The sequence below is a fragment of the Paracandidimonas lactea genome, assembly GCF_021653995.1.
Taxonomy (GTDB): Bacteria; Pseudomonadota; Gammaproteobacteria; order Burkholderiales; family Burkholderiaceae_B; genus Allopusillimonas; species Allopusillimonas lactea.
This window is the reverse complement of sequence record NZ_JAJJOZ010000005.1, coordinates 24,911-37,930: the sequence shown is the minus strand read 5'-3', so window position 1 is coordinate 37,930 and position 13,020 is coordinate 24,911. Positions and strand designations below refer to the sequence as shown.

The 13,020-nt window shown below is 60.8% G+C and carries 9 protein-coding genes; 4 read left to right on the top strand and 5 right to left on the bottom strand.

The genetic code is table 11. From position 1 onward, the window contains the following. Positions 1–255 precede the first annotated feature (255 nt). The gene (locus tag LOL23_RS10455; RefSeq protein WP_237173559.1) at positions 256–2,775 is read right to left on the bottom strand and encodes a TonB-dependent receptor domain-containing protein; all 2,520 of its coding nucleotides are present in this window, start codon (positions 2,773–2,775) and stop codon (positions 256–258) included. A 111-nt stretch (positions 2,776–2,886) separates the two neighbouring features. Continuing rightward, positions 2,887–3,405, bottom strand: coding sequence for an RNA polymerase sigma factor (locus LOL23_RS10450; RefSeq protein WP_237173558.1), 519 nt, complete (start codon positions 3,403–3,405; stop codon positions 2,887–2,889). Positions 3,406–3,597: 192 nt separating this feature from the next. On the opposite strand from LOL23_RS10450, the gene LOL23_RS10445 reads away from it, so the two are divergent. The 4 genes from LOL23_RS10445 to LOL23_RS10430 are packed head-to-tail and all read left to right on the top strand — an operon-like array spanning position 3,598 to position 10,252. Further along, positions 3,598–4,923: an acetate/propionate family kinase gene (locus LOL23_RS10445; protein WP_160982547.1), complete on the top strand. Its 1,326-nt coding sequence runs from the start codon at positions 3,598–3,600 to the stop codon at positions 4,921–4,923. A 27-nt stretch (positions 4,924–4,950) separates the two neighbouring features. Next, positions 4,951–7,317 carry a phosphoketolase family protein gene (locus tag LOL23_RS10440; protein WP_202411844.1) on the top strand — a complete coding sequence of 789 codons (2,367 nt, stop codon included), beginning with the start codon at positions 4,951–4,953 and terminating at the stop codon, positions 7,315–7,317. A 44-nt stretch (positions 7,318–7,361) separates the two neighbouring features. Continuing rightward, positions 7,362–8,720 carry an MBL fold metallo-hydrolase RNA specificity domain-containing protein gene (locus LOL23_RS10435; RefSeq protein WP_160982545.1) on the top strand — a complete coding sequence of 453 codons (1,359 nt, stop codon included), beginning with the start codon at positions 7,362–7,364 and terminating at the stop codon, positions 8,718–8,720. Between the two features lie 8 nt (positions 8,721–8,728). Further along, entirely contained in the window at positions 8,729–10,252 is a 1,524-nt protein-coding gene (locus LOL23_RS10430; RefSeq protein WP_237173557.1) for a thymidine phosphorylase family protein, read from the top strand. Positions 10,253–10,276: 24 nt separating this feature from the next. On the opposite strand, the gene LOL23_RS10425 is transcribed toward LOL23_RS10430, so the two are convergent. Genes LOL23_RS10425 through LOL23_RS10415 form a run of 3 tightly spaced genes read right to left on the bottom strand, consistent with a single transcriptional unit; the run spans position 10,277 to position 12,995 of the window. Further along, positions 10,277–11,167, bottom strand: a complete 891-nt coding sequence (locus tag LOL23_RS10425; protein ID WP_160982541.1) for an ABC transporter permease — start codon at positions 11,165–11,167, stop codon at positions 10,277–10,279. Next, a complete protein-coding gene (locus tag LOL23_RS10420; RefSeq protein ID WP_160982539.1) occupies positions 11,164–11,934 on the bottom strand; it encodes an ABC transporter ATP-binding protein in 771 nt (256 codons plus the stop codon). The genes LOL23_RS10425 and LOL23_RS10420 overlap by 4 nt, the downstream gene beginning before the upstream one ends. After that, the gene (locus LOL23_RS10415) at positions 11,931–12,995 is read right to left on the bottom strand and encodes an ABC transporter substrate-binding protein (RefSeq protein WP_160982537.1); all 1,065 of its coding nucleotides are present in this window, start codon (positions 12,993–12,995) and stop codon (positions 11,931–11,933) included. The genes LOL23_RS10420 and LOL23_RS10415 overlap by 4 nt, the downstream gene beginning before the upstream one ends. Positions 12,996–13,020 lie beyond the last annotated feature (25 nt).

The following is a 13,020-nucleotide window of genomic DNA, read 5'->3' as shown; positions in this document are numbered from 1 at the left end:
AAGAGTAAAAACAACCAAGAAAACAGGCCAAGCTCTTCATGAGGTCAACTCTCCAGACTAAACACAGTGCGTGTTGGTGGCGATTGACTAGATAACCACCGCCCCGTTACGTCGCCTTGGTGACGTTGATCGTTATGATATCGACACGAGGATTCAGCGGATCAGCGCTGAGATGACTTTGTCCTATCGAGAAACTGGCTGGTAACGAACCGCCCCCTGGCAGTGAAACGGCGCCCGTTACCGTGCTATTAGGTATCAGAACTTAATAGTCATGCTGCCATGTATAGTGCGCCCTGGCGCTGGCATCGATGCGGCATTAAGCGCATCGGCGTAAAAGCGATCGGTAATGTTGTCTACTGCCACGTTGAAGCTGACATGGTCGCTGTGCTTATAAGTGGCGTGAACATCAACGAGCGTGTATGGCCTCCACGCCGATGGTTCCATACCTCCAGCGCCGATGTTCACCCGCACCCCAGGCGAGTACCGACTGCCGATATAACGAATCCGAGACCCTAGTAACAGCTTCTTTTCAAGGAACCGGGCACCGAGATTGACAGTAACGGTATGCTTGGGAGGAACTTGCTGTAAGGTATAGCTATGCGGCAGACCTCCCGGGCTGCAATCCGGCCCCGCTGGCGAGATCAAATGAGCCGGCGCGCAGAACATCACATGCGTATAGTGATTCACGGCGATGCTGCCAAAGTACCGACCAGCATCGTATTCAGCAGATACTTCGACACCACGCATTTTTGCGTAATCGAGGTTGATGCGGCCGAGTGTTTCGACATACCAACCCGAACCCACGGGGATCTCTCGCCATACACCGGCCCTGGTCAGAAAGTCATCGATATGATTATCAAAGTACGCTGCATGGAACCTGATCTTATCAGCGAGGTTGAATACTCCGTTCTTCAAGTAGTTGACGCCGACTTCTATGTTGCGGGCTCGCTCCAGTTTCACCGGATTCGACTCGACAGGATAATAAAAAGAAGGCCCAGTCACCGATTCGAACGTGCTGGCTGCACGTACCGCACGGCCAATTTTTCCATACACCTGTAATCCAGTCACAGGCTCGAATGTCAAGCCGGCTTGTGGGGACCATCCAGAATCACTGCGTTCAAACGGCGCAGCCAATGACCGATGCCGGTCAATGGTCATAAAGCGGGAATAGCGCGCACTGCCGTCCACAGAAAGCCAATCGTATGGTTTCCACTTGAAGGCTGTGAAAGCACTATATTCATCGCGGCGCCCCTCTCGAGGATAGTCCTGGCCATTGGTATACCAATCGAAATCAACACCGCTGGGTAGTCCCACGTCCTCTCGAACAAAGCCACCGCCATATTCAAGCGTTACATTGCCATGGCTTGTGGGCAATACCGACGTATTGGATGCCGTCACCCCTGTCCTAGTGCTCCCTATCCAACTCAATATCGGGAAGTAACGCTTCGTGGGCGGCGCATCGGGTGTCAGCATACTGCGCCGCCGCACGAGGTCCAGAACGTTGATACGATTATCAACGGCACTGACATACGCATTAATCTTAAGATCAATGAGATCATTGCCCTCTGGTCTTAGTCTGTATTGGGCAGTGTACGTATCGAGGTCGATGCTGCTGAGCCAACTTTGATAAGGCATGGACACGAGCCGCGAAGACATGAGGTGGCCATAATCACTTATATACTTGGTGTAGCCTAAGGTGAGAGTTTGCCCTACCCCTGGTTTTATTATTGCCTTTAACATCCATGACTTGTTGTCGTAAGACGTGTTGAGAATCTCCTCTCCCTCGCGATATGGAGTCAAACCCGTATTGTCAAATGCCACCCGCGTGCCCTCGGGATCTCGGTCGGCGATCAACCGCGCCCCTCCTCGACCGTGCGTACCCGCATGGTAGTTGCCGTTATGGCGCTGTGCGTAGGCCGCAACGAAGTCTATGTAGTCATAAGTACCCGCGATCGCCATACTGCTTGACGCACCAGTGGGGTCGAGTAACGATGGCCTGTTCATGCCAGTCGTAGCAAATTGTGAATCGGCAGATGGGAGTTTGTGGTAATAAGCTGCTCTGCGCGTATTCCATCCCCCATCGGTGCCCGCAGCGGGCGCGGACGAGCTGTTGGTATTGAATCCTCCCTTGAGGCGTATGCCGAACTGTTTGCCTGGGACCAAGATATCTTTTGGGATGAGGGTTCGTGCTCGAACGATCCCGCCAGTTGCACCTGTAGCATCAGCCCCAGAACTGATCCCCTTTTCAATCGAAACGCTGCTGATGAAATCTGGATCGATATATGTGCGCGGCGAAGCGCCGTTGTAGCCTTGCCAGATGGTGGTTTCCTGGGTAGCGCCGTCGACAATGACGGGGACGCGGCCCTGGCCTTGCATGCCTCGGATATTGACATCGACGGCACCAGAATTGCGGCTATCGGCATTCATGACGCCCGGGATGCCGGATAGGAAGTCGCCCACGGATGTGCCGCGGAAGCGTTCGATTTGTTCGCCGGAGATGTATGCGCTGGAACCCGGTGTGCTGTAGGGAACATCGGCGGGATCGGTAACGCGTTGCCCGATGACGCGAACGCTGCCGAGCATGGTTGTGGGTTCGTCGCCAGCGCTGGCGCCAGCCGCCGCGCCAGCGGGCGCGGCTGTGGTTTTGCCGGGAGAATTGGGGGGCGAGGGCCGCCCGTGCGCCGTGGATAACAACGCGGTGAAAACAAAAACGGTACCAAACATGACGGGCAGCCGGGCCCCGGCGTGCCGCGGTTTACTGCGTGCAGCGTTCATCTAACCCCCAATAACGATTTACAGAACCGTGATGACCCCGCCTTGCGGCATACGCCGCCTGCGGGCCCTGGAGGTAGAACGATTGGGATGTGATGTTTTTCTCACACCGCGCTATTGATTTTGCGTAATGGGTGAGATAGCGCGGTGACGCACGGAACGCAAATGCGTGCAGGCCCGCTGAATAAGCACCCAAGTGCGCGTGACGGACAAGCCGAGTTCTCCTGCGACCTCGGCGATGGTCATGTCGCGAAAGCTGTAAAGCTCGAACGCGCGGCGTGTTTGCTCGGGTAGGCTGAGGAGCGCTTTGCGCATGGCTGCAAGCTGCTGTCGGCCGGCCGCGACGCGCTCGGGATCAGGGGTAGGGTCTGGGATATCGCCCAGCGAGTCGTGGGCCACCGGGGCGATTTGAACGATGCGCCGGCGGCGATGGACATCGGTGGACAGGTTGCGGGCGACCGCATACAGGTAGGCCCTAGGGTTGCACACGCATGCCGGCGGTGCAGCATGCAAGACTTTGACGAAGACATCCTGCGTCAGGTCGGCTGCGTCGTCATCGCCGTGACCGCATTTGCGCAGGTAATGGTTGATTTCCCGCGCATGCCGCTGAAACAAAATATGCAAATCCCACATGTAAAAACAGGCCTCCGGGCAACACCGACGCGCCGCCTGCGCGCCGCTACGTCAATGGGGTGCCCGAGAGGATAAAAAAGGCATGTCTCCAATGCTAATGATATTCACCACCGTTTTTGCAAGATGAAGTAGTAGTTTTAAAGCCATAGCCGCGATGTATCATTGCTTGCAAGGCATAGTAAGGACACTCGGATGGTTCAAAGAACTAGCGCTGGGCATGCTGCCGGCACGAGCACAGGGAGCAGCGACATAAATACGGCGCACGCGCGAAACAACACACGGGGCGATGTCATCCTCGTGCTCAATTGCGGTTCGTCGAGCATCAAGTTCGCGTTGTTCGACGCATGCGACGAACCACTGCCGCGCGAACCTCTCTGGCGGGGCAAGGTACAGGGCATCGGCGGCCCTACGCCCGGTTTTGAAGAAACAGGCGTACAGCCGTTCGCCGTGCCGCTCGATGCCGCACAGCCCTATCGCTCAGCCCTGGCGCTGATACGCCAACGCATTACCGATCGCCTTGACGGCCGACGCATCACAGTAGTTGCGCACCGCGTGGTGCATGGCGGCTGCAAATACTTCGCGCCCGTGCGCCTGGATGACGGGGTGATCGCTGATCTGCGCTCGTATATACCGCTTGCGCCCTTGCACCAGCCTTTTGCACTGGAGGCCATGGATATCCTGCTGCGCGAGCAGCCCGAGGTGATCCAGGTGGCGTGCTTCGACACCGCCTTCCATCACACGCAGCCCAGGATCGAGCAATTGCTGCCCCTGCCCCATACGGCCTGGGAGCGGGGCCTGCGCCGCTATGGCTTTCATGGGCTGTCGTACGAATACATGGCCGTTGCGCTCGACGAGCGCTATGGCAGCCTGGCACATGGCCGCACTATTGTTGCCCACCTTGGCAGCGGCGCCAGCCTATGTGCCATGCAGGGCCTGCGCAGCGTCGCCACCACAATGGGGTTTTCGGCGCTGGACGGGCTCATGATGGGTACGCGGCCAGGCACGCTAGACCCAGGCGCGGTCATCTACCTGATGGAAATCGAAAAACTGAGCCTGGAGCAGGTCGCGCACCTCCTGTACAACGAATCCGGTCTGCTCGGTGTTTCGGGTGTCTCGTCCGAGCCGCGCGCATTGCTGAAACTCGAGGCGGGCAATGATGCCCAGGCCGAGCGCGCACGGGATGCGCTGGCGCTTTATGTGCGCCGGATCGTCCGGGAGATCGGCGCCCTGGTTGCTGTGCTGGGTGGGCTGGAGCTATTGGTTTTCACGGCCGGTGTCGGTGAGCACAGTGCCGAAATCCGGCGCCGTGTGTGCGATGCCCTTGGTTTTCTGGGCCTGCGCCTCGATCCGCAGGCCAACCTGGCGAACGCGCCTTGTATCTCGGCGGCAGGTAGCCAGGTCGTGGTGGGCGTCGAGCCCACCAACGAAGAATGGATCGCCGCCACGCATGCCTGCCCGCTGGCCGCCGACAGCTATGCTCTATCGGGCGGGCCTGCCGAAGGCGACTGCCGAACCTGAGCCCGGCCCTTACAATGGGAGACGATCATGAACTCGTCATCTGCCGCCGCAAAATGGCTGGCTGGCTATGGCCCGATTGTGCACCGGCCCGAAACTGTGTCCCGTATCAATGCAATGCTCGCAAAGCTGGCGGGGCACGATGCACAAGCCAGCGCCGAGCAAGCACAGGAACAGCTCGCCGCCGCAGACCGGCTTGCGTGTATGGCGATGAACGTAGTGGTGCACATGACGTATGCTCGCCGCATCGATCTTGCCGGCCAGCCGCTGACGGCGCAAGACTTCAAGGTCTCGCCCGAAGGGCATACGGGCGGCGCGTTGAATATGGTGCCAGCCTTTGTCGGCTACCTGCTTGCCAATGCCCTTACCGGCACCACCCGGGCGTGGCTGATGGGCCAGGGCCATTGCGTTGCCGCCATTGAAGCCGTCAATGCTCTCACGGGTGACGTGTCCGACGCGCAGCGCGGGCGCTACAACCGCACCGAAGCCGGTTTGTCGCGGCTAATTGCCGATTACTATTCTTTTGCCATCGACAGCAAGGGGCGGCCGGCTGCACCGCTAGGCAGCCATGCCGGCCCAAACACTGCCGGGGCCGTATCCGAAGGCGGCTACCTCGGTTTTGCCGAACTGCAATATGTGCATATGCCCTTGCCCGGCGAAAGCCTGGTCGCCTTTCTCAGCGACGGCGCGTTCGAAGAACAGCGCGGCGCGGACTGGGCCACCCGATGGTGGCGCGCAGACGATTGCGGCTTTGCGATCCCCGTGATGATTCTCAATGGCCGCCGGATCGAACAACGCACGCAAATCCTGCAGGAAGGCGGCGCGCGCTGGTTGGCCGACGACGCGAGCCACAACGGCTTTGCACCCATCATTATCGACGGCCGCGATCCTGCGGCCTTCGCCTGGGCCATCATCGAGGCCGAGGATATGTTGCGCGCCTTCGCAGCGGGCAGCAGCCCCCGCTACCCCGCCCGGCTTCCATATATCATCGCCGAAACCGAAAAGGGATTTGGCTTCCCTGGTGCGGGCACCAATGCCGCACACAACCTTCCCTTGCCTGCCAACCCCCATCTCGACAACGCCGCGCGCAAGCTGTTCAACGATAGTACGCGCACGCTGCGGGTAGCCCCGCCTGAGCTGGATGCAGCCATCGACCTCCTACGTACCCATGCGCGTCAGGGGCGGCCGCTGGAGAGCCAGCACGCACTGGCAACCCGCCACCCAACCGCCGTACGGCAGCCGTCGCCACAATGGGAGGCACCCGGCACGAAAGGGAGCGCGATGGCGTCGCTAGACCGCTGGTTCGTCGAGCTTGTACAGGCCAATCCGCATCTGCGTGTACGCGTCGGCAATCCCGACGAGCTGGCCAGCAACAAAATGGGCGAGACGCTGGCCTTGCTGAAGCATCGCGTCAATGCACCCGAGCCTGGTGTGGCCGAGTCCTTGCATGGCGCGGTGATCACTGCCCTGAACGAAGAAGCTGTGGCGGCAGCCGCACTCGGCAACAAGGGCGGGCTGAACTTGATCGTCAGCTATGAGGCCTTTGCCATGAAAATGCTAGGCATCCTGCGCCAAGAGATCATTTTTGCACGGCACCAGAAAGCGCTGGGGCAGGCGCCAGGCTGGCTGTCAGTGCCCTTGGTGGTTACTTCGCACACGTGGGAAAACGCAAAAAACGAGCAGTCGCACCAGGATCCGACCATAGGCGAAGCATTGCTCGGCGAGATGTCCGATACCGCGCGCGTGCTGTTCCCGGTGGACGGCAATACTGCTGTGGCTGCGCTGCAGTCGGTATACAGTAGCCGCGGAGAAATTGCCTGCATCGTGGTTTCAAAGCGTGAGACGGACACGTTCGTCAGTCGGGATGCGGCACGGCAAGCCATGACGCTGGGCGCCGTGCATATTGCCGGCGACCCCACAACAGCCGAGGCGCAATTTGTTGCGATCGGCGCCTATCAAGTGCAGGAAGCCTTGCGGGCGCGGGAGCATCTCGCGCGCCATGGCCATGACGCCTGTGTCACGGCCATCATCGAGCCCGGCCGGCTGCGCATACCGCGCGACGACCTGGAGGCCCGGTTCACGCTGGACGATAACGGACTGCAGACACTTTTTCCGCCCGGTATGCCCCGCGTGTTGCTCTGCCACACTCGGCCCGAGCCGATGATCGGCGTGCTGCGCCGACTGGACGACGGCCCATCCGCAACCCGGGCGCTGGGGTATATAAGCCGCAGCGGTACGCTGGATGTGGCGGGCATGCTGTTCGCCAACCGCTGTACCTGGGCACACGCGGCCGACGCGGCGGCAACGCTGGCAGGATGGCGTCGCGATACGCTCTGGAGCTTGGCGCAGCAACAAGCATTGGCGGGCAACGGAACAGTGGCCGCTCTGCAAGGCTGAGCAGCCGGAACACACACCAACCAGAACAACACGGAAGACGCATCATGCTTTCATTCACCAGCCTCGGCGGTGCCGGCACGGTCACCGGCTCCAAGCACCTGATCACACACGACGACACACGTATCCTTGTGGACTGCGGCCTGTTCCAAGGCCTGAAGAACCTGCGCGAGCTGAACTGGGAGCCGCTGCCGGTGGATCCACACAGCATCGATGCCATCGTATTGACGCATGCACATCTGGACCATTGCGGCGCCCTGCCGCGCGTAAGGCGAGACGGGTATTCGGGCCAGGTTTACGCCACGGCAGCCACCCGCGACGTGGCCGAGCTGATTCTGCGCGACAGCGGGTACCTCCAGGAAAAAGATGCGGAATTTGCCAATCGCAAAGGGTTTTCCAAACACAGCCCCGCCCTGCCGCTATACACAGTGGCCGACGCCGAGCGGGCACTCAAGTCCTTTCGCACAGTGCCTCTGCACCGTGAAAGCCCGCTACCCGGCGGGGCCAGGATGCTGCTGCGGCGCGCGGGCCACATCCTGGGTGCCACAACCGTACAGCTCGACATCGCCGGCCAACGCATCGTTTTCTCCGGTGATCTGGGGCGCTACAACGATCCGGTCATGCAGGATCCGGAACCAGTTCCAAAGGCCGACTACATCGTCATCGAATCCACGTACGGCGACCGTCGCCACGACCGCACCGATCCATTGGAAGCATTGGGCGCCGTCATCGAGCGCACTGTAGCGCGCGGCGGCACAGTCGTCATCCCCGCTTTCGCAGTGGGCCGGGCACAAACCCTGATTTACCATCTGTGGCAGTTGCGCCGCGCCGGGCGGCTGGACAACGTCCCCGTCTACCTCGACAGCCCTATGGCCACCAGCGCCAGCGAACTCCTGCACAATCATCCGGGCGAGCACCGGCTGTCCGCCCACGACTGTCAGGCCGCCTGCGACTCTGTCACCTATGTGCGCGACGTAGAGGCATCCAAGGCGCTGTCGGCCAATCGTTATCCCAAGATCATCGTCTCGGCCAGTGGCATGGCTACGGGCGGCCGCGTACTGCACCATATCGCGGCATTCGCCCACGATCATCGCAACACACTGCTTTTTTCGGGTTTCCAGGCCGCGGGCACCCGCGGCCGCAAGCTGCTGGACGGTGCCGGCGAAGTAAAGATCTTCGGCCAGTGGATCGAAGTGAACGCCGAAGTCGCCGAGCTGCCTATGCTCTCGGCCCACGCCGACAGCGATGAGCTGATGCGCTGGCTGAGCGGGTTTCAGCAGCCGCCAAAACGCGTATTCATCGTTCATGGCGAGCCATCCGCCTCAGAGGCGCTGCGCGAACGCATCGGGCGCGAACTGGGCTGGCCCACCACGGTTCCGCTGCAAGGCCAGGTATTCACGCTATGACTGCCGCTATGACCGACACCCTCCCCACAGCGGGCGCGCTCACACTGAAGGCTGCGCGGATGGGGCTGCATACGCACCATCAGGCGATCGCGATCATGCGCACCGGGTGCCACGTATGCGTATCCGAAGGCTTGTCATCCCGCTCACAAGTGCTGGTTGTGGCTGGCTCCCGGGAAGTACAGGCTTTGCTGTACCAGACAGACAACGCACAGTTCGCGCTCGACACCGTGCTGCTTTCGGAGGCCGCCTGGGAGGCGCTGGGCATCCATGATGGCGATACGGTGCAGGTTCGTCACCCGCCAGTGGTCGAATCACTGGCCGGCGTGCGTCAACGCATACACGGCCGCCGCATGGATGCTCAAGCGTTGGCCGCCGTGGTGCGCGACGTTGTCGCCGGCCGCTACACCGATGTGCACTTGGCGGCCTTCCTGACTGCCACCGCCGCGCTGCCGCTGGACGAGCAGGAAATCATCGACCTGACGCGGGCCATGGTGGATGTCGGCAAGCGCCTGCAATGGCCTTCTCCAATCGTAGTGGACAAGCACTGCGTGGGGGGCTTGCCAGGTAACCGCACGACGCCCATTGTCACCGCTATCGCCGCTGCCAATGGCCTGGTCATGCCCAAAACATCGTCGCGCGCCATTACGTCGCCGGCGGGCACGGCCGACACCATGGAAATGCTTGCGCCTGTGGATCTCGACCTGGAGACGCTGCAACGCGTGGTGGAAGCCGAAGGCGCTTGCCTGGCGTGGGGCGGCTCCATGCATCTGAGCCCGGCGGACGATATCTTCGTGCGCGTCGAGCGCGAGCTGGACATCGATACCGAAGGCCAGATGATTGCGTCAGTCCTGTCAAAGAAGATCGCGGCGGGTGCCACACATGCGGTGATCGACATCCCGGTCGGCCCTACCGCCAAGGTTCGCAGCGACGGGGTGGCTCACCATCTCGCCGAGCAGCTGACCACCACCGCGGCACATTTCGGGCTGGCACTACGTTGCCTTTTCACAGACGGCAGCCAGCCAGTAGGCCGGGGCATAGGCCCAGCGCTTGAAGCGCGCGATGTATTGGCCGTTCTTCGCAACGATGCCGACGCGCCCCAGGATCTGCGCGACCGGGCCGCTGTCGTGGCAGGCGCAGTGCTTGAGCTGGGCGGTGCAGCCGCGCATAACGACGGCAAGCGGCGAGCCCTGGAAACCCTGGACAGCGGCGAAGCATGGCACAAGTTCCAGCGCATCTGCGCCGCACAAGGCGGCCTGCGCGAGCCACCGCGCGCAGCGCATATACAGCCGCTGGCCGCCGCGCATCCTGGCCGTATCGTATTCATCGACAATCGCAAGCTGGCCCGGCTCGCCAAGCTGGCCGGCGCCCCCGGAAGCCCCGCCGCAGGGGTGTATGTGCAGGCTCGCCTCGGTGACGAAATCGCAACCGGCCAGCCTTTGATGATGCTACATGCCCAATCCGAAGGCGAGCTGGCCTATGCCCTTGATTACTACAATCGCGAGTCGGAAACCATTATGCATATCGAAGCGTAGGCGCCGGGCCCGAACAACCAGCCTTCAATTGTTGTCTCTGAACTCAGGTGCCCAGTGCAGCACACGGCGCTCGATGAGCGTGACGCCATACACAAGCAGGATGCCGACAACGGACAACAGCAGCACGGCAGCAAACATATCGGTCGCATTGAGCGTGGCCAGGGCTGTAATCATCAAATAACCCATGCCAGTCGTAGAACCCACGAACTCGGCCAGGACAACCCCGATCAGCGCGAAGCTGATTGCATTGGGCAGTGCGGCGAAAGTCCATGCTGCCGCGGTAGGAACACGCACGCGCCAGAGTATCTGGCGGGGCGAGCCGCCGAGCGTTTGGCAAAACTGCAACAGTTCGCGCTCCACGCTGCGGCCACCTTTGTAGGTATTAAAGAACACCAGAAAGAACACCACAAACCATGACGTAACGACCTTGGATGCCACGCCCAGCCCGAAAAACATGGTAATGAGCGGAACGAAGGCGATGCGCGGCATAGAGTTGAAAGCTACGATGAAAGGGTTTAGCACGTCTGCGACAAAGCGGTTTCTGCTGAGCGCCATCCCCACGACAAAACCACTGCCGACACCAACGGCAAGCCCCAGAAACGTTGCCCGCAGCGTCAGCCAAAGATGAGGCCAGACGGCGTTCGGGCCCGGCTGCAGCCACTCCCACAATCGCACGGCCACACGTGAAGGTTGGCTGATGAAAAACGGATCGAAGATCGTGTTGGCCACAAACCAGGGGATACGGGTCAGGCCCTCCCAGAGCCCGAATATCACCACCAGGATACCTACCTGCCAAAGCGTGATATGAAAGCGCCGGCGCACCGCCCGGCGTCGCAATTGCGCCAACGTGGCGGCATGCGACTGCGGCGCGGCTGCTACGCTGTGCTCTGACGTTTTTTCCGTGTCTTGACTCATGCCGCGCTGCGAAACTGCTCGCCCAATACACTCCAGATGCTCTGGAAGTGCCTGACAAAGGCCGGGCTCTCGCGCACGGTAAACACATCGCGCGGGCGCGGGATATCAATGCGTTCGTCCAGCAGCACACGGCTAGGCGGCGACGACAGCACGACCACGCGGTCAGACAGGGTGATGGCCTCGTCCAGGTCGTGTGTCACCATCACCACCGTTTGGCCCAGCTTGCTCCAGATCTCCATCAGTTCCCGATGCAAGTGGGTTTTGGTATGGGTATCCAGGGCGCCAAAAGGCTCATCGAGCATCAGTAGTTTGGGCTCGACCGCCAGGCTCATCAACAGCGCGACGCGGCGGCGCATCCCGCCCGAGAGCTGATGAGGATAGGCATGCTCAAAGCCCTCGAGGTGGCCTAGCTCGAGCAACTGCTTGACCCGAGGTTTGATCTGAGCCTCAGGGATGCCTTGAAACTTCAGGCCAAGCGCCACATTGCGATAGACGGTAAACCAGGGCAGCAGCGTGTCTTTCTGGAAAATATAGCCGAGCGATTCGGGCAGCTTGCCCTGCACCGGTTGGCCGGCAACACGGATGCTGCCCGCCGTGGGCTCGAGAAAGCCCGCGATCATGTTGAGCAAGGTTGACTTGCCGCAGCCCGACGGGCCCACGATGGACACGAACTCGCCGTGCGCGACATTGAGCGATACGTTGCCCACCGCCCAGGTGTGGCCGTTGTCCGTCTGGTAAGCCTTGGAGACCTCGCGCAGTTCAATCACGGCTTGATGCCCCGCGCCTTGCGCACAAAACTCATGTCGACGCAGCGGTCGTAGGGCACGGTTTTCATTTGCTCATTGGAGAACTGCCGCCCGTCGCCCATGATGGCGGCCATGCGGTTGTATGCGTCCGGGGTGATGATGTTGTCCTGAAGCCAGACGTTGGCCTTGTAGTCGCTGATCGCCTTGAGCACAGATGGACGAGCCAGCGCGCTCAGGTAATCCTGGTAAATCGCGTCCGTGATTTCTTCCGGCGTGTGCTGATTGATGAAGTCTTGCGCCTTGACCAAGCCGTTAACAAACGCCTGTATATCTTGTGGGCGTTTCTCGATGTCGTCGCGCAGCGCATAGGCGGCAATACCCGGCACATCTCCCTTCATGTAGTTGTTCCATACTTCGCTGTCGATGCCATTGAAGATGGGGATGCCCCACCCTTCTGAAATCGCCTGCTCCATCATGGACGCCGTAGCCATAGTTGCCGCCACCGAACCAGTCTTGAGTGCCGCCAGCATGGTGGCCAGATCACCCAGCGGTCGGATATCGACCTTGTCCGCAATACCGGCCTGCTGCGTCAGGTAAATAGCCATCAACGCCGTCACCGAGCCGGGCTGCGTAGCGCCTATCTTCTGGTTGGCCAGGTCTTTCAGGGTGCGGAACTTGCCGCTGTCGTAGTCGGCCTTGCGCACCAACACATTGGCGTACGTCATGCGGCGGTCAAAGCCGAAAATCAGGGCGGCAGGCTTGCCCGCGATGGTCAGCGCCGGCGCGGCTGTGGCCGCCGTGGCGCCTACCAGAATCTGCCGCGCCGCGAGCAACTGGTTGGTGCGCGGGCCGCTCTGGCTGTTGATGTATTTCACATCCAGCCCCTCGGCGGCGAAATAGCCTTTCTTCAGCGCCACATAACCCGCTGTGAAAATTGGGTCGATGCTGCCCTGGCCGTAGGAAACTTCTTTGCCCGCCGCACGCGCCGGGCCTGCGCCAAGTACGCCCAGGCAAGACAATGCTCCGGAAGCGAGCAACAACTGTCGCCGTTTGGTGTGGATCAGTGAGTGTTGATCAGCCATGATATCTACCTTGCCGCACCGGTTC